We start from the raw sequence: 17,097 nt of genomic DNA on the forward strand, positions 1-17,097 counted from the left end.
AAGCCACCGCCGCAGGAGTCACCGCCGCGGGGGTCACGACTGCCTCGTGGGACCGCTCTTGCCCGAACGCCGGGTCACGACGGCGACGTCGTCGAACGTCAGCGGGATGGGTGCCGACGGCTTGTGCACGGTCACCTCGCAGGCGTGGATGCGGTCGTCGGTCATGACCCGATCGGCGATCTCCGCGCCGACGGTCTCGATCAGGTCGCGCGGGGTGCCGGCGACGACGTCGTGGGCCAGCTGGGCCAGCGCCCCGTAGTCCACGGTGTCGGCGAGGTCGTCGCTCACCGCCGCCGGCCGCAGATCCAGCCAGAGCGTGAGGTCGATCAGGAACTCCTGACCGTCCCGCCGTTCGTGGTCGAAGACCCCGTGGTTGCCGCGGACCCGCAGGCCGCGCAGTTCGATCCGATCAGCCATGTCGGCCTCCGCCTTCTCGCCAGGCCGCGGCCACCGCCACGGCGTCTCGATTCGCCGCGACGTGGTGCACGCGCACGCCCCAGGCTCCGGCCGCCGCCGCGAGCGCGGAGATCGCGGCCGTCGCGACGTCCCGGCCCGCCGGGTCCCGGTCGTCGAGCAACGACCCGAGGAAGCGCTTGCGCGAGGCCCCGACCAGCACCGGGAGCCCCAGACCGATCAGGGTGGGCAGCGCGTGCAGCAGCGCCCAGTTGTGCTCGGCGGTCTTGGCGAAGCCCAGGCCCGGATCCAGGATGATCCGGTCCGGATCCACCCCGGCCGCCACCGCGGCGTCGACCTGGCCGAGCAGTTCGCCCGAGACCTCGGCGACCACGTCGCGGTATTCGACGGCGTCCTCGGCCCGGTGGGTGAAGTGTCGCTCCCCCGCGCCGGCGTCGTTCGACGGCCGCCAGTGCATCAGGATCCACGGCAGTCCGGCGTCGGCGACGACCCGCGCCATGTCCGCATCCGCCCGACCGCCCGAGACGTCGTTGACGTAGACCGCCCCGGCCTCGATCGCCGCCGCGGCGACGCTCGCCCGCATGGTGTCGACGGAGACCGCGATGCCCTCGGCGCTCAGCGCGGAGATCACCGGGGCGACCCTTCGCGCCTCGATCTCCGGGTCCACCCGATCGGCCCCCGGCCGGGTCGATTCGCCGCCGACGTCGACGATGTCGGCGCCGTCGTCGGCCAGCGCCCGCCCGTGGGCGACGGCCCGGTCGACGTCGAGATAACGCCCGCCGTCGGAGAACGAGTCCGCGGTGACGTTGAGGACACCCATGACGAGCGTGCGCGGGGTGGGCCCGGCCGACCCGCCCGCCCGCATCAGCGTGCGATCAGGTCGAGGGCTTCGCCGCGCGAGACGGCGCTGGTCTGGAAGATCCCGCGCACCGCCGAGGTGGTGGTGCTGGCGCCCGGCTTGCGGATGCCGCGCATCGCCATGCAGAGGTGCTCGGCCTCGATCACCACGATCACCCCGCGCGGCTCCAGCCTGCGCATCAGCGCGTCCGCGACCTGGCTGGTGAGGCGCTCCTGCACCTGCGGGCGCCGCGCGTACAGGTCCACCAGTCGGGCCAGCTTGCTCAGGCCCGTCACCTGACCGCTGTCGCCGGGGATGTATCCGACGTGCGCCACCCCGTGGAACGAGACCAGGTGGTGCTCGCACGTGGAGTACATCGGGATGTCCTTGACCAGCACCAGTTCGCGATGGTCCTCGTCGAACACGGTCGCGAGCACCTCGTCCGGCTCGGTGTAGAGCCCGCCGAACATCTCCCGGTAGGCGCGCGCCACCCGCTCCGGAGTCCGGCGCAGGCCCTCGCGGTCGGGGTCCTCGCCGACCGCGAGCAGCAGCTCACGGACCGCGGCCTCGGCCCGTGCCTGGTCGAACGGGCGACCGTCTGCGGTGATCAGCGGCTCGTCGTCGCTCATGACTGGTGGAAGTCCTTCCGGAAGGCTCGGCTGGCGCCTGGTCGATGGGTACTGGACGGTGCGTCCTGGTCGGTGACCCCGGTCAGGGGTTGCGCGGGTCGTCGGCCGGCGGCCACCCGGGAGCCTGCCAGTCCCGCGGGGCGCCGTAGTCGGGCCAGGTCCCGCCTCGCTGACCGGCCTGCTGTGCGGGGCCGCCGTACGGTCCCGGCACCGGACCGGGGGTCTGGCCCGGAGCGCCTTCGGGGGCCGGGTACTGCGTCCCCGGCACCACCGGATGCGCACCCGTGTGCGCGGGAGGCATCCCGTACTGCTGCGGATGGCCGTACTGCGGCGGCGCGTACGGCTGCCAGTTCTGGGGCGCTCCCGGGTAGGACGGGCCGTAGCCGGGCTGCATCACCGGAGGCTGCCCCGCCTGCGGCCGGGTGTCGTTCGGCTGCGTGTCGTTCGGCTCGGTGTCGTGCGGATCGCCCTCGTACGACTGCGCGGGACCGGTCGCGACCCCACCGACCGGAACGGCGCCGTTCGGGACCGCGCCGTTCGGGACCGCGCCGTTCGGGACCGCGCCGTTCGGGCCGCCGGCCGCCGCACCGACCGGCTCCGGCACGGGGGGCCACGGCTCCCCGCGCTCGATCGCCAGCTCGCCCGGCGTCTTGATCGGCGGCTTGGAGCTCGGCGTGCGGTCGCCGAACTCGCTGAACTCGGTCATCCGGGGACGCTTCTCGACGTCGCCCAGGATCTCCTCCAGATCCTTGCGGACCAGGGTCTCCTTCTCCAGCAGCGCCCCGGCGAGCTCGTCGAGCTTGTCGCGATGCTGGTCCAGGATCGCCCACGCCTCGGTGTGGCTCGCCTCGATCAGCCGCCGCACCTCCTCGTCGATCTCGGCGGCGACGCCGACCGAGTAGTCCGGGGTGGTCCCCATCCCGCCGCGTCCCAGGAACGGATCGCCCTGCTCCTGGCCGTAGCGGACCGCGCCGAGGCGGGCGCTCATGCCGTACTCGGTGACCATCGCGCGGGCGATGTTGGTCGCCTGGTCGATGTCCGAGCTGGCGCCGGTGGTCGGCTCGTGGAAGACCAGCTCCTCGGCCGCACGACCGCCCATCGCCATCACCAGGCGCGCGAGCATCTCCGACCGCGTCATGATGTCCTTGTCCTGCTCCGGCACGGCGAGCGCATGGCCGCCGGTCCGTCCGCGGGCCAGGATGGTCACCTTGTAGATGGGATCCAGGTCCGGCGACGCCCAGGCCGCCAGGGTGTGACCCGACTCGTGGTAGGCGACGACCTTCTTCTCGTGCTCGCTGATCACGCGGCTCTTGCGGCGCGGACCGCCGACCACGCGGTCGACGGCCTCTTCGAGGGTCTCGCCGGTGATCACGTTCTTGTTCTCGCGGGCCGTGAGCAGCGCGGCCTCGTTGATCACGTTGGCCAGGTCGGCGCCGGACATGCCCGGGGTGCGCTTGGCCAGACCGTCGAGGTCGGCGTCCTGGGCGATCGGCTTGCCCTTGGCGTGCACGGCGAGGATGGCGCGACGACCCGCGATGTCCGGGTTGGTGACCGGGATCTGCCGGTCGAAGCGTCCCGGACGCAGCAGCGCCGGATCCAGGATGTCGGGACGGTTGGTGGCCGCCATGACGATCACCCCGGAACGCTCGCCGAAGCCGTCCATCTCCACCAGCAGCTGGTTCAGGGTCTGCTCGCGTTCGTCGTGACCGCCGCCCATGCCCGCCCCGCGCTGGCGGCCGACGGCGTCGATCTCGTCGACGAAGATGATGCAGGGACTGTTCTCCTTGGCCTGCTCGAACAGGTCGCGGACCCGCGAGGCGCCCACACCGACGAACATCTCGACGAAGTCCGAACCGGAGATCGTGTAGAACGGCACCCCCGCCTCACCGGCCACGGCCCGCGCGAGCAGGGTCTTACCGGTGCCGGGCGGACCGTAGAGCAGCACGCCCTTGGGGATCTTGGCGCCCAGGGCCCGGTACCGGGCCGGGTTCTGCAGGAAGTCGCGGATCTCGTCGAGCTCCTCGACCGCCTCGTCCGCGCCGGCGACGTCGGCGAAGGTGGTCTTGGGCATGTCCTTGCTGAGCTGCTTGGCCTTGGACTTGCCGAAGCCCATCACCCCGCCGCGACCGCCGCCCTGCATGCGGCTCATCACGAAGTAGAACAGACCGAACAGGATCACCATCGGCAGCACGAAGATCAGCAGCGTCTGCCAGATCCCGGACTCGCGGGTGATGTTGGTCTGATAGGGCGCACCCGTCGTCGTCGCCGCCTGGAACATGCGGGCCGAGACGCCGGACGGGTACTGCGACTCGATCTTGGTGACGTTCTTGCCGTCGACCTTGACCGGCTTCTTCAACGTGATCCGGAGCCGCTGCTCCTTGTCGTCGATCTGGATGAACTCGGCGTTCTTGACGTTCATCTGCGTCATGGCGACGGAGGTGTCAACCCCGGTCCACTCGCCGTCGTCGCTGCGCAGCGCACTGAAACCCCACAGGGCCAGGATGATCACGGCCACGATGGCCAGGTTTCGGTACAGCTTCTTTCGATCCATGCTGTTACACGCGGGCTCCACACACCGCATCCGGCGGGGATGCGTGCGGGGCGCGCCGTTGTCCTTCCCGTCTCACTCGATTAACGAGGCTACCTTTCAACGGCGCGGGACCCGTCTTTTGTTCCCGCACGGCGTAACCCGGGAGCGACCCGGGCGGCGTCAGTCGCTGTAGACGCTGGGGTTCAGCCGACCGATGTAGGGCAGGTCGCGGTAACGCTCGGCGTAGTCGAGGCCGTAGCCGACGACGAACTCGTTCTCGATGTCGAAACCCACGTCGGCCACCTCCACCGGCAGCTGGACTGCCTTCGGCTTGCGCAGCAGCGTCACCACTTCGAGTGAACGCGGATTGCGCGTCGCGAGGTTCTTCATCAGCCAGGTGAGGGTGAGGCCGGAGTCGATGATGTCCTCGACGATCAGCACGTCGCGGCCCGCGATGTCGCGGTCGAGGTCCTTGAGGATCCGGACCACGCCCGACGACGACGTCGACGACCCGTAGCTGGAGACCGCCATGAACTCCATCTGGTTGGCGATCGGCAGCGCCCGCGCGAAATCGGTCATGAACATGACCGCGCCCTTCAGCACGCCGATGAGCAGCAGATCGTCGGGCGAATCCTTGTACCGCTCCGCGGCGGCCTGCGCCATCTCGGCGGTGCGCTCCGCGATCTGCTCCTCGGAGATGAGGACCTTCTCGATGTCGTCTTGCGAATACCCGTACGCCACGAATTCACCTTGTCACATCCGAGCGCGCCCCGTGGACGGCAGCCCCCTCGTCCGCGCTCCCGCCGCCCCGTCGACCCGGCCGTCCGCACCCCGGAGATCGACGATGCACGACGACGACCACCGCGGCGGAACCACACGTCTTGTCCCCCGAACGGGTGACAGAGAACCCGGTGACAAACGTTCGGTTGAACTTCTCCGGAACCCTGCGGAGAAGCCCGATCCGGGATTACATAGGTCCCCCTATCCTCCTAGCATGAGGACCGAACAGGGGCCTTGACCTGGCCCTATCCGTCCCTCGGCGCCCGCCGGGACCGACCCTTAGGGAAAAGATCATGCACCCCTCCTTCCACGCGACCTGGAAACGTGTCCTCGTCGTCCTGCTGGCCTTCGTCGCCGCCCTGCCCCTCATGGCGGGGAAGGCCGCCGCCGAGCCGTCCGACTCCAAGGCGAAGACCGCCGAGCCCTCCACGACGATCCAGCGGAGCGAGAAGGACATCAAGATCCGGATCAAGGACGGCAGCCTCTCCGTCGACGACGGCTACCTGGTCTTCAAGAACGAGGCCGACGAGGTGGTCTACCAGCACAACCTCACCTTCGTCGCCCCGGACAAGCGCGAGTTCCCGGTCGCCGCGACCGTCGACGGCGACACCGCCACCCTGGTGCCGTCGAAGACCGCCCTCAAGAAGGACGCCGGCCGCGACGACATCTGCGGCCCGATGACCCGGGCTCAGCGCGACTCCGAGGCACAGGCCCGACTGAACAGCGAGCTCGGCACCTCGGTGACCATCGGCGCACTGGTGGGCACCGCCATCGGCGCGATCATCGGGCTCGTCGGAATCGTCACGGTTCCGATCGGCGCAGCGGTCGGAGCACTCGTCGGCGCAGGCCTCGGCCTCGGCGGCGCGGTGTCCGCCGGAGCCTTCGACCGCTACAACAGGACGGTCCGTTCCCCGTTCAAGCCGATCAAGTGCTCCATCTACGACAAGAAGAAGCCGAGCAAGACCTCGGAGAAGAAGGACGACAAGAACTGATCGTCACCGCTGCTGCCGCAGCGCGACCACGACCGAAGCCCGCCTCGTCACGACGAGGCGGGCTTCGTCGTCTCCGCCGACGGCCACCCCGCCCTGGCCGCGCCAGTCGGCGACCAGCGCGTCGACCCGGGCGACGACCTTCGACGACGGTTCGACGGCCCCGATCTCGACCAGCCAGGCCCGCAGCGCGCGGGTCCGCAGCGCCCGCGGCGCCCGCCGCAGCGACGACGCGGCGAGCCCGTCGGGCGTCCGGGCCCGCGCCAGCAGTTCGGCGGCGAGGTCGTCGAGCACGTCGGCGTCGTCACACAACTGCTCCGCGGTGCGGGCGAGCGCCTCCGGGACGCCGCCGCCCAGCACGTCGTCGAGCAGCGGGAGCGCCTCGCGGCGCACGCGGACCCGGGTGTAGCGCGGATCCGCGTTGTGCGGATCGTCCCACGCGCTCAACCCCCACTCGGTGCACGCCCGCCGGGTCTGCGACCGCCGGATGCCGAGCAGCGGGCGACCCCACGGGGCGTTCCAGGCCGCCATGCCCGCCAGTGAGCGGGCGCCCGAACCGCGGCCGAGGCCGAGCAGCACGGTCTCGGCCTGGTCGTCGAGGGTGTGTCCGAGGAGCACCGGCAGCCCCTCCCGGGCCTCGTCCAGCGCGGCGTACCTGGCCGTGCGCGCGGCCGCCTCGGGTCCGCCGGGGCCGTCGACCGTCACCGTCAGCACCCGCGCGGCGGCGCCGAGGTCCCGGGCGGCGGCCGCGGCCCGCTCGGCGACCTCGCCGGAACCGTCCTGCAGACCGTGGTCGACGACGAGCGCGCGCACCCGCAGACCGGCCCGCAGCGACGCGGCGGTCAGGGCGAGCGAGTCGGCGCCGCCGGAGAGGGCGACGCAGACCGGGATCCCCCTCCCGGTGCCGAGATGTCGGCGGGCGAACCCGCCGACCGCGCCGATCAGCTCCTGCTGTGCGCGGGATCTCACCGTCGTCCGTGACGCGTGGGGCTTCGACACGGGTCGCTCACTTCGTTCACGGCCCGGCTCAGCCGGCGGGGAGAGGCGGCCCGGGGCACGACGCCGGTCAGAGGACGCGGGCGATCCACTGCTCGGGATCGTCGATCTCGGCCATCGTCGGCATGGTGTCCGGGGAGGTCCACACCGTGTTGAAGGCGGCCATCCCCACCCGGTCCACCACAGCGTCGACGAAGGCCTTGCCGCGCACGTACTGGGCGAGCTTCGCATCCATGCCGATGAGGGCGCGGATCAGGCGCTGCAGCGGGTTCTGCGGACGGGAGCGTCGTGCATCGAAGGCCGAGCGGATCTGTTCGACGGTCGGCACGTGCGCCGGACCCACCGCGTCCATCACGTGGTCGGCGTGCCCCTCCAGGAGCGTGCCGAGGACCATCACCCGCTCGAACGCCTCCGACTGCTCCGGGGTCTGCACCAGCTGCATCAGCCCGAGGACGCCGTTCTCCCTCTTGCGGCCGCTGCGCAGCGTCTCGGCGATCCGGCCGACCAGTTCGGCGGTCGACTCGCCCGAATCGCCGGTCAACAGCCCGACATTGGTCCGCATGTAGTCGGCCAGCCACGGATTCGCGGAGAACTGGACCCGATGCGTCACCTCGTGCAGGCAGACCCAGTAGCGGAAGTCCGACGGCACCACGCGCAACTGCCGTTCGACGCCGATGATGTTGGGCGCCACCAGCATCAGCACGCCCGGCTCCCCGGTCTCCGGATCCGTGGAGAACGGGTCGTACTGGCCCAGGATCGCGCTGGAGAGGAAGGCCAGCAGGCCCGCGGCCTGGACCCCGCCCACCTTGCCCGCGATCCCGTGGCCGGTGCGCTCCACGTCGTCGCCGAGCATGGCGGGCATGGAGGCCGCGGCGGCCTCGATCCAGCCGGACCGGTCGAGGACCCGGGCGGTCGGGACCCGCAGACCGTCGGCCAGCATCGTCACCTCGCGCACCGGTCCCTCGGCGCGCGCCGACGCCTCGATCAGCTCGGCGTGCGCCAGATCCATCGTGTACCGCGTGACCCGGGGCCCCGGTCGGGCGATCCGGCCCCCGAGCGAGGCCGCCAGCCCCCAGTCGATCGAGGCGAGCGGCTTCTGCGCGCCGGTCTCGTCGCCGGGTGCGTCGTTCCGGTCCGGATCGTTCCGGGTCCGGTCGTCGTGCGTGTCCGCGGTGGTCACCGGGTCTGCTCCCCTCATCACGCCGGCGGGCGTCCCGCCCGGCCCGGACGTCTCACGGGCACCGCCGCGTCGGGGCCGATGCCGAAATCTCTCTCCGCCAGACTACGGTCAGCGGCGGCAACCGCACTCGCGCAACGCCCCGGCCAGGTCGTCCAGCGCCGGACGCGCGTCCGCGGGCGAGGTGCCGCCGGACATCAGCGCGAAGGCCAGCACCCGGCCGTCGACGGTCTGCACGATGCCGGTCAGCGAACTGACACCGGTCAGGGTGCCGGTCTTGGCACGAACCCATCCGGCACCGGGATTCTCGCCGACCGGGAAACGCTCCGCCAAGGTGCCCGTGCCCGCCGCCACCGGGAAGGTGTCGAGCATCGGCCGCAGCTTCGGCTGCTTGTCACCGGCCGCCGCCGACACCACCTCGTCGAGCAGCCGCGCGGGAACCTTGTTCGACGACGACAGTCCGGAGCCGTCGTGCAACGTCAAGCCGTTCACGTCGAAGCCCTTCTCCCGCAGCACCTTCACCACGGCCTCCGTGCCGCCGGCGATGCTGGCCGGACCGCCCATCTCCGTCGACAGCTCGATCGCCAGGGTCTCGGCCATGATGTTGTCGCTGAGCCGCATCATGTCTCCGACACGGGTCGAGAGCGGCGCCGACTGCACCGACGCCAGTTCCCGCGCGGACGCCCGAGGCCGAGCCTCCACCACACGGCTGTTCACCCCGAGCGCCCGGGCCAACGCCCGCCCCGCATCGAGGGCGGACTCCGCGGACCGGGGCGAGTACTCGTCGAGCGGATCCTCACGGGCGCCGTCGAGCATCAGAGAGGTGATCGGCGCGATGTCGCCGCCCTTGATGTCGGCGTCGTCCCACGACTTCTCCATCGCCGGGCCCTCGACGGCGCTGGGCGCCACCGCCACCGACGTGACCTCCACCCCGGACTTGCGGATCTGATCGGCCAGGGACGCGATGCGCGGCGCATCCGTATAGAAGGTGTCGTCCTTCGGATCCTGCGCCGACAGCGTCGGATCGAAACCGCCCACCAGGATCACCTGACCGTCCGCCCCCTGCACGACGGTGGTCTTGAGCCGGATGTCGTGGTCCAGCCGGGCGAGCACCGCCGCCGCGGTGAGGATCTTCGCGTTCGACGCCGGGGTGCGCGGGGTGTCCGGACTCCGGGACCACAACACCTCGCCGGTCAACGGATCGGACACCATGCCGGTCAGCTTGCCCAGCGCCTTGTCCTTCAACCCCGTCCGCAACGCGGCCGCGACACCGGCCTTCGTCGGTTTCGGCGCGTTCGGCTCCACCGGGAGGAGACTCGGATCCACGGTCGCGGCCGCCGGCCGGGCGGGCGTGCCCGCGGGAACGGGCTCGGGCCGCTGGTGATACCAGCGATAGGCGAACAGACCGCCGACGACGAGCGCCGCGATCAAGAGCAGACTCAGCGCCAGAACGATCCAGGTCCGGCGCCTGCTTCGTCCCGGCGTCGTCGTCGAAGCCACGTGGTCCCCTTCGTGTCGATCGGCTCGGCACCCGAAAAATCGGGCTGCGCGCATGGCGCTGACCACATCCACAGTATCGTTGACGGCTGAGACCACTGCGCACGACCAACGAGGAGACACACGCATGGAGTTCGAGGTCACCGTCGAGATCCCCAAGGGAGCCCGCAACAAGTACGAGGTCGACCACGAGACCGGCAAGGTCTACCTGGATCGCTACCTCTACACCTCCATGGGATACCCGGCCGACTACGGCTACATCGACCACACCCTGGGTGAGGACGGCGACCCGCTGGACGCGATGGTGCTGCTCCCGGAGTCGGTGTACCCGGGCGTCATCGTCAAGTCGCGCGTCATCGGCATGTACACCATGACCGACGAGGCCGGCGGCGACGACAAGCTGCTCTGCGTCCCCGCCGGCGATCCCCGCTGGGATCACATCCAGGACGTCGGCGACGTCAACGAGTTCGAGCTCAAGGCCATCTCGCACTTCTTCGAGCGCTACAAGGACCTCGAGCCCGGCAAGTCCGTCACCCCCGGCGGCTGGGTCGGCAAGGACGAGGCCGCCAAGGTCGCCGAGGCTGCGGTGGCGCGCTACCAGGGCTGATCGTCTGCTCTTCCCGCTTCTGTGTGGGCGCGTGGCGCACACGGTTGTCTCTTCGGCAGTCCTCGCCGCTATCGCGAGATAGCGCACTCGCCCCCGGAAAGGGCTGCGGAGGGCTCAGAGACAACCCTGTGCGCCACGCTCGCATCCGCAGGCCGAGTCCGCACTCCAGTACGCCCCTCCGCCGGCTGAGTTCCGTCGTCTGCTCTTCCCTCGTCTCGTGGGCGCGTGGCGCACAGGGTCGTCTCTTCGGCAGTCCTCGCCGCTATCGCGAGATAGCGCACTCGCCCCCGGAAAGGGCTGCGGAGGGCTCAGAGACAACCCTGTGCGCCACGCTCGCATCCGCAGGCCGAGTCCGCACTCCGGTTCGCCCGGTTCGGGGGTACTCGAAATCGGGAAAGGATGCGCCCTGTCCGACGACTGAGTTCCCGCCCGACAGCTGAGTTCCCAGCCGACGGCTGAGCTCCGTCGAAGCCTCCCCGAGCGGTTCGAACCGGCTCCCCGCTCGAAGAGCCGGTTCGAACACCCCGCAGGTTCAGCGCGTGAGCTCGGCGAGCGCCGCGATCAGGCGGTCGACGTCGTCGGAGCTGGTACCCAGGCCGAAGCTGGCGCGCACCGCGCCGTCCGCGTGACCGAGGCGGCGCAGCACCGGGTGCGCGCAGAACTTGCCGTCGCGCACGCCGATCCCGTGGTGCTCGCTCAGATGTTCGGCTACCTCGCGGGCGGTGCGGCCGTCCACCACGAAGCCCGCGATCCCGACGCGCTCGTCGACGTCGTCGAAGATCCGCAGCGGGGTCACGCCCTCGAGTCCGGCCAGGCCCGCGTCGAGGCGGGTCAGCAGGTCACGCTCGTGGTAACCGATCAGCTCGTAGCCGAGGTGGTCGATCGCGTCCGCGGCTGCGGCGATCGCCACGGCGCCCAGGACGTTCGGGCTGCCGGCCTCGTGGCGTGCGGGACCCGTGTGCCAGGTGGTCTCCTCCAGTGCCACGTTCTGCGTGGCCCCGCCGCCGGCGAGGTACGGCTGCGCCGCGTCGAGCCAGTCGCTGCGGCCCACCAGCACCCCGGCGCCGAACGGCGCGTAGACCTTGTGGCCGGAGAACACCAGGTAGTCGATCCCGTGGCTGGCCAGCGACACCGCCCGGTGCGCCACCAGCTGCGCGGCGTCGACCAGGATCCGGGCGCCGTGCCGGTGCGCGAGCGCGGTGAGCGTCCGGATCGGCAGCACCTCACCGGTCACGTTCGACGCACCGGTGATCGCCAGCAGCGCGGCGGGCCTGGCCGCCAGTTCGGCCTCCAGCGCCGCCAGGGTCTCGGCGAACGTCGACCGGGCGACGACGACACGCGCCCGCCCCGTCCGCTGCCACGGCAGCAGGTTGGCGTGATGCTCGATGTCGAGGACCACCACCTCGCCGTCGGCGGGCAGGATGTGCGCGGCCAGGTTGATCGAGTCGGTGGTGTTGCGGGTGAACACGACGGTGTCGTCGGCGCGGCCGCCGACGAAGCGGCGCACCGTCTCCCGGGCCTGCTCGTAGCGAGCGGTCGTGACCTGCGAGAGGTGACCGGCGCCGCGGTGCACGCTGGCGTACTGACCGAGCGCCGCGGTGAACGCCTCGGCCACCTCCGTCAGGGCCGGGGCGCTGGCGGCGTAGTCGAAGTTGGCGTACCGGACCTCCCGACCGCCCGAGACCGGGACGGTCTGCGTGCCGCCGACGACCGGGGCGAGGGAGGTGGTCCCCGGGCAGTGCCCCTCGTCGAAGATCGGGGTGCCCTGCTCGGCGACGACGTCGGCAGTGACGGTGACGGTGGTGTCCAGGACAGCAGTCATGGCGATGCTCCTCAGCGAATCCGCGCTTGCCGCGACCGGTCGGCCGGCGGCCAGGTCGTCACCCGGAGCACCCCACCGCGAAGGAGGGTTGCCGACCAGCTAGCCGGGGCTTAGCGCTGGTGCTCGTGACCTGCGACCACTATGCACGGGACCCCCACCGCGACGCGAGAGATAAAACCATCGCGGGTTTAACCCCGCGAGGGGTCCCCGCCGAGCGTGTCCCCGCTCCCCCGCAGCGTGTCGCGTCTCCTCTTCCGTGTCGCGCGTCATCGATGGAACGCGACACCGAAGAGGAGACGCGACACGCCGGGGTGAGAAAGCCGAGCCCGGTGCCGGGAAAGAAAATGCGGCGAGCCGACGAGGGCCCGCGGTCAGCCCAGCGCCTGATCCAGATCCCGGATCAGGTCGTCGGCGTTCTCCAGACCCACCGACAGCCGCACCATGGCGTCGGTGAGCCCGATCGCGGCACGCCCCTCCGGACCCATCGCACGGTGCGTGGTGGTGGCCGGGTGCGTGATCAGACTCTTGGCGTCACCCAGGTTGTTGGAGATGTCGATCACCTGGAGGCGGTTGAGCACCTCGAAGGCGCGTTGTTTCCCTTCGACGGAGCTCAGGGAGCGATCCGGGGAACCCATGGAGCGGTCCGGGGAACTCGGGGATCGGTCCGGGGAGCTCGAGGAGCCGCCGCCGTCTGCGGCGCCGAGTTCGAAGGTGATCACCGTGCCGCCGCCGGCCATCTGCGCCTTGGCCAGCTCGTACTGCGGATGCGAGGGCAGGAACGGGTAGATCGCCCGGGCCACCCGCGGATCGGCGTCGAGGAACTCGGCGATCTTCAGCGCGGTCGCGACCGACTGGTCCACCCGCAGCTTCATGGTCTCCAGGCCCTTGAGCATCACCCAGGCGTTGAACGGGCTGAGCGCCGGTCCGGTGTGCCGCATCAGTTCGCGCACCGGACCGGTGATGTACTCCTCGGTGCCCATCACGGCGCCGCCCATCACCCGGCCCTGGCCGTCGATGTGCTTGGTGCCGGAGTAGACGATCACGTCGGCGCCCATGTCCAGACCGCGCTGCAGCAGCGGTGTCGCGAACACGTTGTCGAGCACCACCCGGGCACCCGCCGCGTGCGCCAGCTCGGACACCCTGCGCACGTCCACCAGGGTCTGCATCGGGTTCGACGGCGTCTCGAAGAACACCGCGGTGGTCGGCACCGACAGCGCCTCCTCCCACTGGGTGAGGTCCTCGCCGTCGACGAACACGGTCTCCACGCCCCACGCGGGCAGGATCTCGTTGCAGATCACGAAGCACGACCCGAACAGGCTCCGCGCGGCGACCAGGCGATCGCCGTTCTTGAGCAGCGCGCCCAGGGCTACGAAGACCGCCGCCATGCCGCTCGCCGTCGCGAACGCCGCTTCGGTGCCCTCGATCTGCCGGAGCCGCTCGGTGAACATCTCCACCGTCGGATTGCCGTAGCGCGTGTAGACGAAGCGCTCGTCCTCGCCGGTGAAGGCGCGTTCGGCCGCCTCCGCGGAGTCGTAGACGTAGCCGCTGTTGAGGTACAGCGCTTCGGAGGTCTCGAAGAACCCTGACCGCATCAACCCGCCGCGGACGGCGATGGTCTCCGGCGACACCCATTCGGGCAGGTCACGGCTCATTCGAGTCTCCTTCTATCCTTGCCTCCACGGCAGGCCCTCGGCGCGCCAGCCGCGGTCGCCGCGGTGGTTCTGCGCATCGAGTCCGCCTTCGAACCCGTCAAGAATGTTGTACGCCTTCCCGATCCCGGCCGCAGTGGCGGCCTCCGCCGCCGCGATCGAGCGGGCGCCGGAACGGCAGAGGAAGAGCACCTCGGCGTCGTCGTCGATGCCCGCCCGCCGCAGCTCCTGCACGAACTCCGAGTTCACCGAGCCGCTCGGGTAGTCGATCCATTCGACGAAGAGCGTCTGCCGACCCAGCGAGGCGAGCTCGGGCACGCCGACGAAGTCCCATTCGGCCTGCGTGCGGCAGTCGACGAGCACCGCCTCGGTGTTCTCCTGAAGGACGGCCCAGGCCTCCTGCGGGGTCAGATCTCCTGCGTAGCTCACGAGTTGCACACCTTCCAGTCGTCGCCCTGCTTGACCACCGTGAGTTCGGTGGTCTCCTTCTTGTCCTCGGTGCGCTCGCGGTGCCAGTGCACGGCGACCCGGGCGGTGTCGCCCTGCACCTCGACGTCCATGTTCGGGATCACGATCTGACCGTCGGCGTCCCGCGCCTTGCGGTTCTCGTCGGTGAACTTCGCCGCGGCCGGGAAGTCCGGCGCCTCGACGTTCGCCCGGCAGAAGGAGCCGCGGTACTGGTCGTAGTTCAGCGAATTGCGTGCGGTGAACGCGTCGTTCACCACGTACTGCACCCTGGTGGAGTCGCTGACGCGCTCGGCCGGCGGGCTGAACACCGCGATCAGCAGCACCACCGCGACCAGCACGCCCACCACGATCAGCGCGACCAGGAAGGGCCACCTGCTGCCCGACGGATCGTCGTCGCCGAACTCCTCGGCGAACTTCTCCGGGTAATCGTCGGGGCGATCCGCGCCGTCGCGCGTCTGAGCACTCATGATGCCCGATTCTAACGACCGGGCGCGGATCGTCGTCGCCCGGTCGCACCCGTCTGCGCACGTCATCGGGCCGCGAACGCATGCAGATCAACGGGATCGCGTCAAGAGTTTTCCGCAGCGATGCGCGAGTGAGGGGAGCCTCAGTTGAGGATTTTGGGCACGGCTCACCAGCGCATACCGTGGATGCGAAACACGAAACTCCAGCTGAGGAAGCGACTGCCCAATGAGTGAGAACAGCCGCCCGCTGCGCGTGGCGATCGTCGGTGCCGGTCCCGCCGGAATCTACTGCGCCGACGCGCTGATGAAGTCGGAGACCGCGGCCGAGCGCGGGGTCAGCATCGACCTGTACGAGCGCATGCCGGCCCCGTTCGGTCTGATCCGCTACGGCGTGGCCCCCGACCATCCGCGCATCAAGGGCATCATCAAGGCCCTCCACAAGGTGCTCGACAAGCCGCAGGTGCGCCTGCTCGGCAACATCGACTACGGCACCGACATCACCCTCGCGGACCTGAAGAAGCACTACGACGCCGTCGTGTTCTCCACCGGCGCCACCGACGACCGCAACATCGAGCTGCCGGGCATCGACCTGGAGCGCAGCTACGGCGCGGCCGAGTTCGTCGCCTGGTACGACGGCCACCCGGACTTCCCGCGCGAATGGCCGCTGGATCAGGAGAAGGTCGCCGTCCTCGGCGTCGGCAACGTGGCGCTCGACGTCGCCCGCATCCTCGCCAAGACCGGCGACGAGCTGCTGCCGACCGAGATCCCGGACAACGTCTACGAGGGCCTCAAGGCGAACAAGGCCGTCGAGGTGCACGTCTTCGGACGTCGCGGCCCGGCGCAGGCCAAGTTCACCCCGCTCGAGCTCAAGGAGCTCGACCACTCCCCGAACATCGAGGTGGTGGTGAACCCCGAGGACATCGAGTACGACGAGGGTTCGGCCGTCGCCCGCCGCACCTCGAAGATCACCGACCAGGTCGCGACGATCATCGAGAACTACGCCATCCACGAGCCGAAGCAGGGCGCGATCCACAAGCTCTTCCTGCACTTCTTCGAGAACCCGGTGGAGATCCTCGGCGAGAACGGCGAGGTGGTCGGGCTGCGCACCGAGCGCACCGAGCTCGACGGCACCGGCAACGTGAAGGGCACCGGCAAGACCACCGACTGGGAGCTCGGGGCGGTCTACCGCGCCGTCGGTTACCTCTCGGACAACCTGCCGGAGATCCCGTTCGACGATCAGGCGGGCGTGATCCCGAACGAAGCGGGCCGCGTCTTCGACGAGGGCGCGCACCTGACCGGCCTGTACACCACCGGCTGGATCAAGCGCGGTCCGGTGGGCCTCATCGGTCACACCAAGGGCGACGCCAACGAGACCGTCACCTGCCTGGTCGAGGACATGGTGAACGACGCGCTCAACACCCCGGAGGAGCCGGGTGAGGAAGCGATCATCGAGCTGCTCGAGTCGCGCAAGATCCCGTACACCACCTGGGACGGCTGGTACCGCCTCGACGAGTACGAGCGCAACCTCGGTGCCGCCGAGGGCCGCGAGCGCAAGAAGGTCGTGGAGCGCGACGAGATGCTCGCCGCCTCGGAGCCGGACAAGGCCTGACGACACCGGTCGGGCCCGGCCCCTCCGGTCGGGCCCGCCGAGACCACCGACGACCCGCCGCCCTCTCCCGAGGACGGCGGGTCGTCGTCGATGCGGCCGCGTCGGTCAGCGCGGCGCGGCCGGCGCCGGGGCGTTCGCGAACTCCATCGCGTAGTTCGGCGCGCTGAGGACGTCGTCGAACCGGTCGCCCTTGGCGTACCCGACCAGGCCGTACGGACCGCAGCCCGGGACGACGTGCGCCGCGATCACCTGCTCCCCCGGCGCCAGCGTGCCCGCCGCCGAGGTGCCGGTCGCCGAGACCACCGGTACTCCGTTCACATACCTGTTGGCGGTGTCCGCGGCGATGTTCGGTTCCTTGATGTAGGGCACCGTGATCTCCGGGCCGCCGACGGTCCCGACGCGGACGCCGGTCATCTCGGCGTCGCCGACGTTCATCACCGCCACCATCCGGAAGGCCTTGCCGTCGTCGCAGATCGCGGTGGCCTGGACCCACAGGTCGCCCTGGCGCGCAGCGGAGGCGTCACCGGCTCCGAGCCCCGAGGCCGCGATCACCAGTGCCCCCGCACCGATGACGCAGGCCGGCGTCTTGACTGTCTTCATCGTGTACTCCCGCTCGCTCGTGCCCACC

Annotated in this window: 16 protein-coding genes and 1 riboswitch; of the genes, 3 read left to right on the forward strand and 13 right to left on the reverse strand. The window is 70.4% G+C overall.

Annotated features, from left to right (window positions below; all coding sequences use genetic code 11):
- Positions 1 to 33 precede the first annotated feature (33 nt).
- The 5 genes from folB to hpt all read right to left on the reverse strand — a co-directional run bounded on the left by folB (position 34) and on the right by hpt (position 5,152).
- The gene (folB, locus tag QM809_RS01995) at positions 34 to 417 is read right to left on the reverse strand and encodes a dihydroneopterin aldolase (RefSeq protein WP_415044172.1); all 384 of its coding nucleotides are present in this window, start codon (positions 415 to 417) and stop codon (positions 34 to 36) included.
- The gene (gene folP, locus QM809_RS02000; RefSeq protein ID WP_415044173.1) at positions 410 to 1,234 is read right to left on the reverse strand and encodes a dihydropteroate synthase; all 825 of its coding nucleotides are present in this window, start codon (positions 1,232 to 1,234) and stop codon (positions 410 to 412) included. The genes folB and folP overlap by 8 nt, the downstream gene beginning before the upstream one ends.
- A 44-nt stretch (positions 1,235 to 1,278) precedes the next feature.
- A complete protein-coding gene (folE, locus tag QM809_RS02005; RefSeq protein ID WP_415044174.1) occupies positions 1,279 to 1,881 on the reverse strand; it encodes a GTP cyclohydrolase I FolE in 603 nt (200 codons plus the stop codon).
- 82 nt (positions 1,882 to 1,963) lie between these two features.
- The gene (gene ftsH / locus QM809_RS02010; RefSeq protein ID WP_415044175.1) at positions 1,964 to 4,432 is read right to left on the reverse strand and encodes an ATP-dependent zinc metalloprotease FtsH; all 2,469 of its coding nucleotides are present in this window, start codon (positions 4,430 to 4,432) and stop codon (positions 1,964 to 1,966) included.
- Positions 4,433 to 4,591: 159 nt separating this feature from the next.
- Positions 4,592 to 5,152: a hypoxanthine phosphoribosyltransferase gene (gene hpt, locus QM809_RS02015; protein WP_415044176.1), complete on the reverse strand. Its 561-nt coding sequence runs from the start codon at positions 5,150 to 5,152 to the stop codon at positions 4,592 to 4,594.
- A gap of 332 nt (positions 5,153 to 5,484) precedes the next feature.
- On the opposite strand from hpt, the gene QM809_RS02020 reads away from it, so the two are divergent.
- Positions 5,485 to 6,183, forward strand: a complete 699-nt coding sequence (locus QM809_RS02020) for a hypothetical protein (RefSeq protein ID WP_415044177.1) — start codon at positions 5,485 to 5,487, stop codon at positions 6,181 to 6,183.
- Between the two features lie 3 nt (positions 6,184 to 6,186).
- Here QM809_RS02020 and tilS read toward each other — a convergent pair whose 3' ends face one another.
- From tilS to dacB, 3 genes are all read right to left on the reverse strand, one after another.
- Entirely contained in the window at positions 6,187 to 7,149 is a 963-nt protein-coding gene (gene tilS / locus QM809_RS02025; protein ID WP_415044178.1) for a tRNA lysidine(34) synthetase TilS, read from the reverse strand.
- Positions 7,150 to 7,246: 97 nt separating this feature from the next.
- Positions 7,247 to 8,374 carry a zinc-dependent metalloprotease gene (locus tag QM809_RS02030; RefSeq protein ID WP_415044179.1) on the reverse strand — a complete coding sequence of 376 codons (1,128 nt, stop codon included), beginning with the start codon at positions 8,372 to 8,374 and terminating at the stop codon, positions 7,247 to 7,249.
- 90 nt (positions 8,375 to 8,464) lie between these two features.
- Positions 8,465 to 9,907 (reverse strand): D-alanyl-D-alanine carboxypeptidase/D-alanyl-D-alanine-endopeptidase, encoded by a 1,443-nt coding sequence (gene dacB / locus QM809_RS02035; RefSeq protein WP_415044180.1) that lies wholly within the window; start codon positions 9,905 to 9,907, stop codon positions 8,465 to 8,467.
- A gap of 70 nt (positions 9,908 to 9,977) precedes the next feature.
- On the opposite strand from dacB, the gene QM809_RS02040 reads away from it, so the two are divergent.
- Positions 9,978 to 10,457 (forward strand): inorganic diphosphatase, encoded by a 480-nt coding sequence (locus QM809_RS02040; protein ID WP_415044181.1) that lies wholly within the window; start codon positions 9,978 to 9,980, stop codon positions 10,455 to 10,457.
- A 532-nt stretch (positions 10,458 to 10,989) separates the two neighbouring features.
- Here QM809_RS02040 and QM809_RS02045 read toward each other — a convergent pair.
- From QM809_RS02045 to QM809_RS02060, 4 genes are all read right to left on the reverse strand, one after another.
- A complete protein-coding gene (locus QM809_RS02045) occupies positions 10,990 to 12,279 on the reverse strand; it encodes an aminotransferase class V-fold PLP-dependent enzyme (RefSeq protein ID WP_415044182.1) in 1,290 nt (429 codons plus the stop codon).
- 17 nt (positions 12,280 to 12,296) lie between these two features.
- Positions 12,297 to 12,410: riboswitch (SAM riboswitch) on the reverse strand.
- Positions 12,411 to 12,650: 240 nt separating this feature from the next.
- On the reverse strand, positions 12,651 to 13,931 hold the full coding sequence (locus tag QM809_RS02050) for an O-succinylhomoserine sulfhydrylase (protein WP_415044183.1): 1,281 nt from the start codon (positions 13,929 to 13,931) through the stop codon (positions 12,651 to 12,653).
- A gap of 12 nt (positions 13,932 to 13,943) precedes the next feature.
- Positions 13,944 to 14,357, reverse strand: coding sequence for a rhodanese-like domain-containing protein (locus tag QM809_RS02055; protein WP_415044184.1), 414 nt, complete (start codon positions 14,355 to 14,357; stop codon positions 13,944 to 13,946).
- Positions 14,354 to 14,863, reverse strand: a complete 510-nt coding sequence (locus tag QM809_RS02060) for a hypothetical protein (protein ID WP_415044185.1) — start codon at positions 14,861 to 14,863, stop codon at positions 14,354 to 14,356. The genes QM809_RS02055 and QM809_RS02060 overlap by 4 nt, the downstream gene beginning before the upstream one ends.
- Positions 14,864 to 15,086: 223 nt before the next feature.
- On the opposite strand from QM809_RS02060, the gene QM809_RS02065 reads away from it, so the two are divergent.
- Positions 15,087 to 16,469 carry an FAD-dependent oxidoreductase gene (locus QM809_RS02065; protein ID WP_415044186.1) on the forward strand — a complete coding sequence of 461 codons (1,383 nt, stop codon included), beginning with the start codon at positions 15,087 to 15,089 and terminating at the stop codon, positions 16,467 to 16,469.
- 105 nt (positions 16,470 to 16,574) lie between these two features.
- Here QM809_RS02065 and QM809_RS02070 read toward each other — a convergent pair whose 3' ends face one another.
- Entirely contained in the window at positions 16,575 to 17,069 is a 495-nt protein-coding gene (locus QM809_RS02070; RefSeq protein WP_415044187.1) for a hypothetical protein, read from the reverse strand.
- Between the last annotated feature and the right edge of the window lie 28 nt (positions 17,070 to 17,097).

Source organism: Gordonia sp. (in: high G+C Gram-positive bacteria) (genome assembly GCF_047600385.1).
Lineage (GTDB): Bacteria > Actinomycetota > Actinomycetes > Mycobacteriales > Mycobacteriaceae > Gordonia.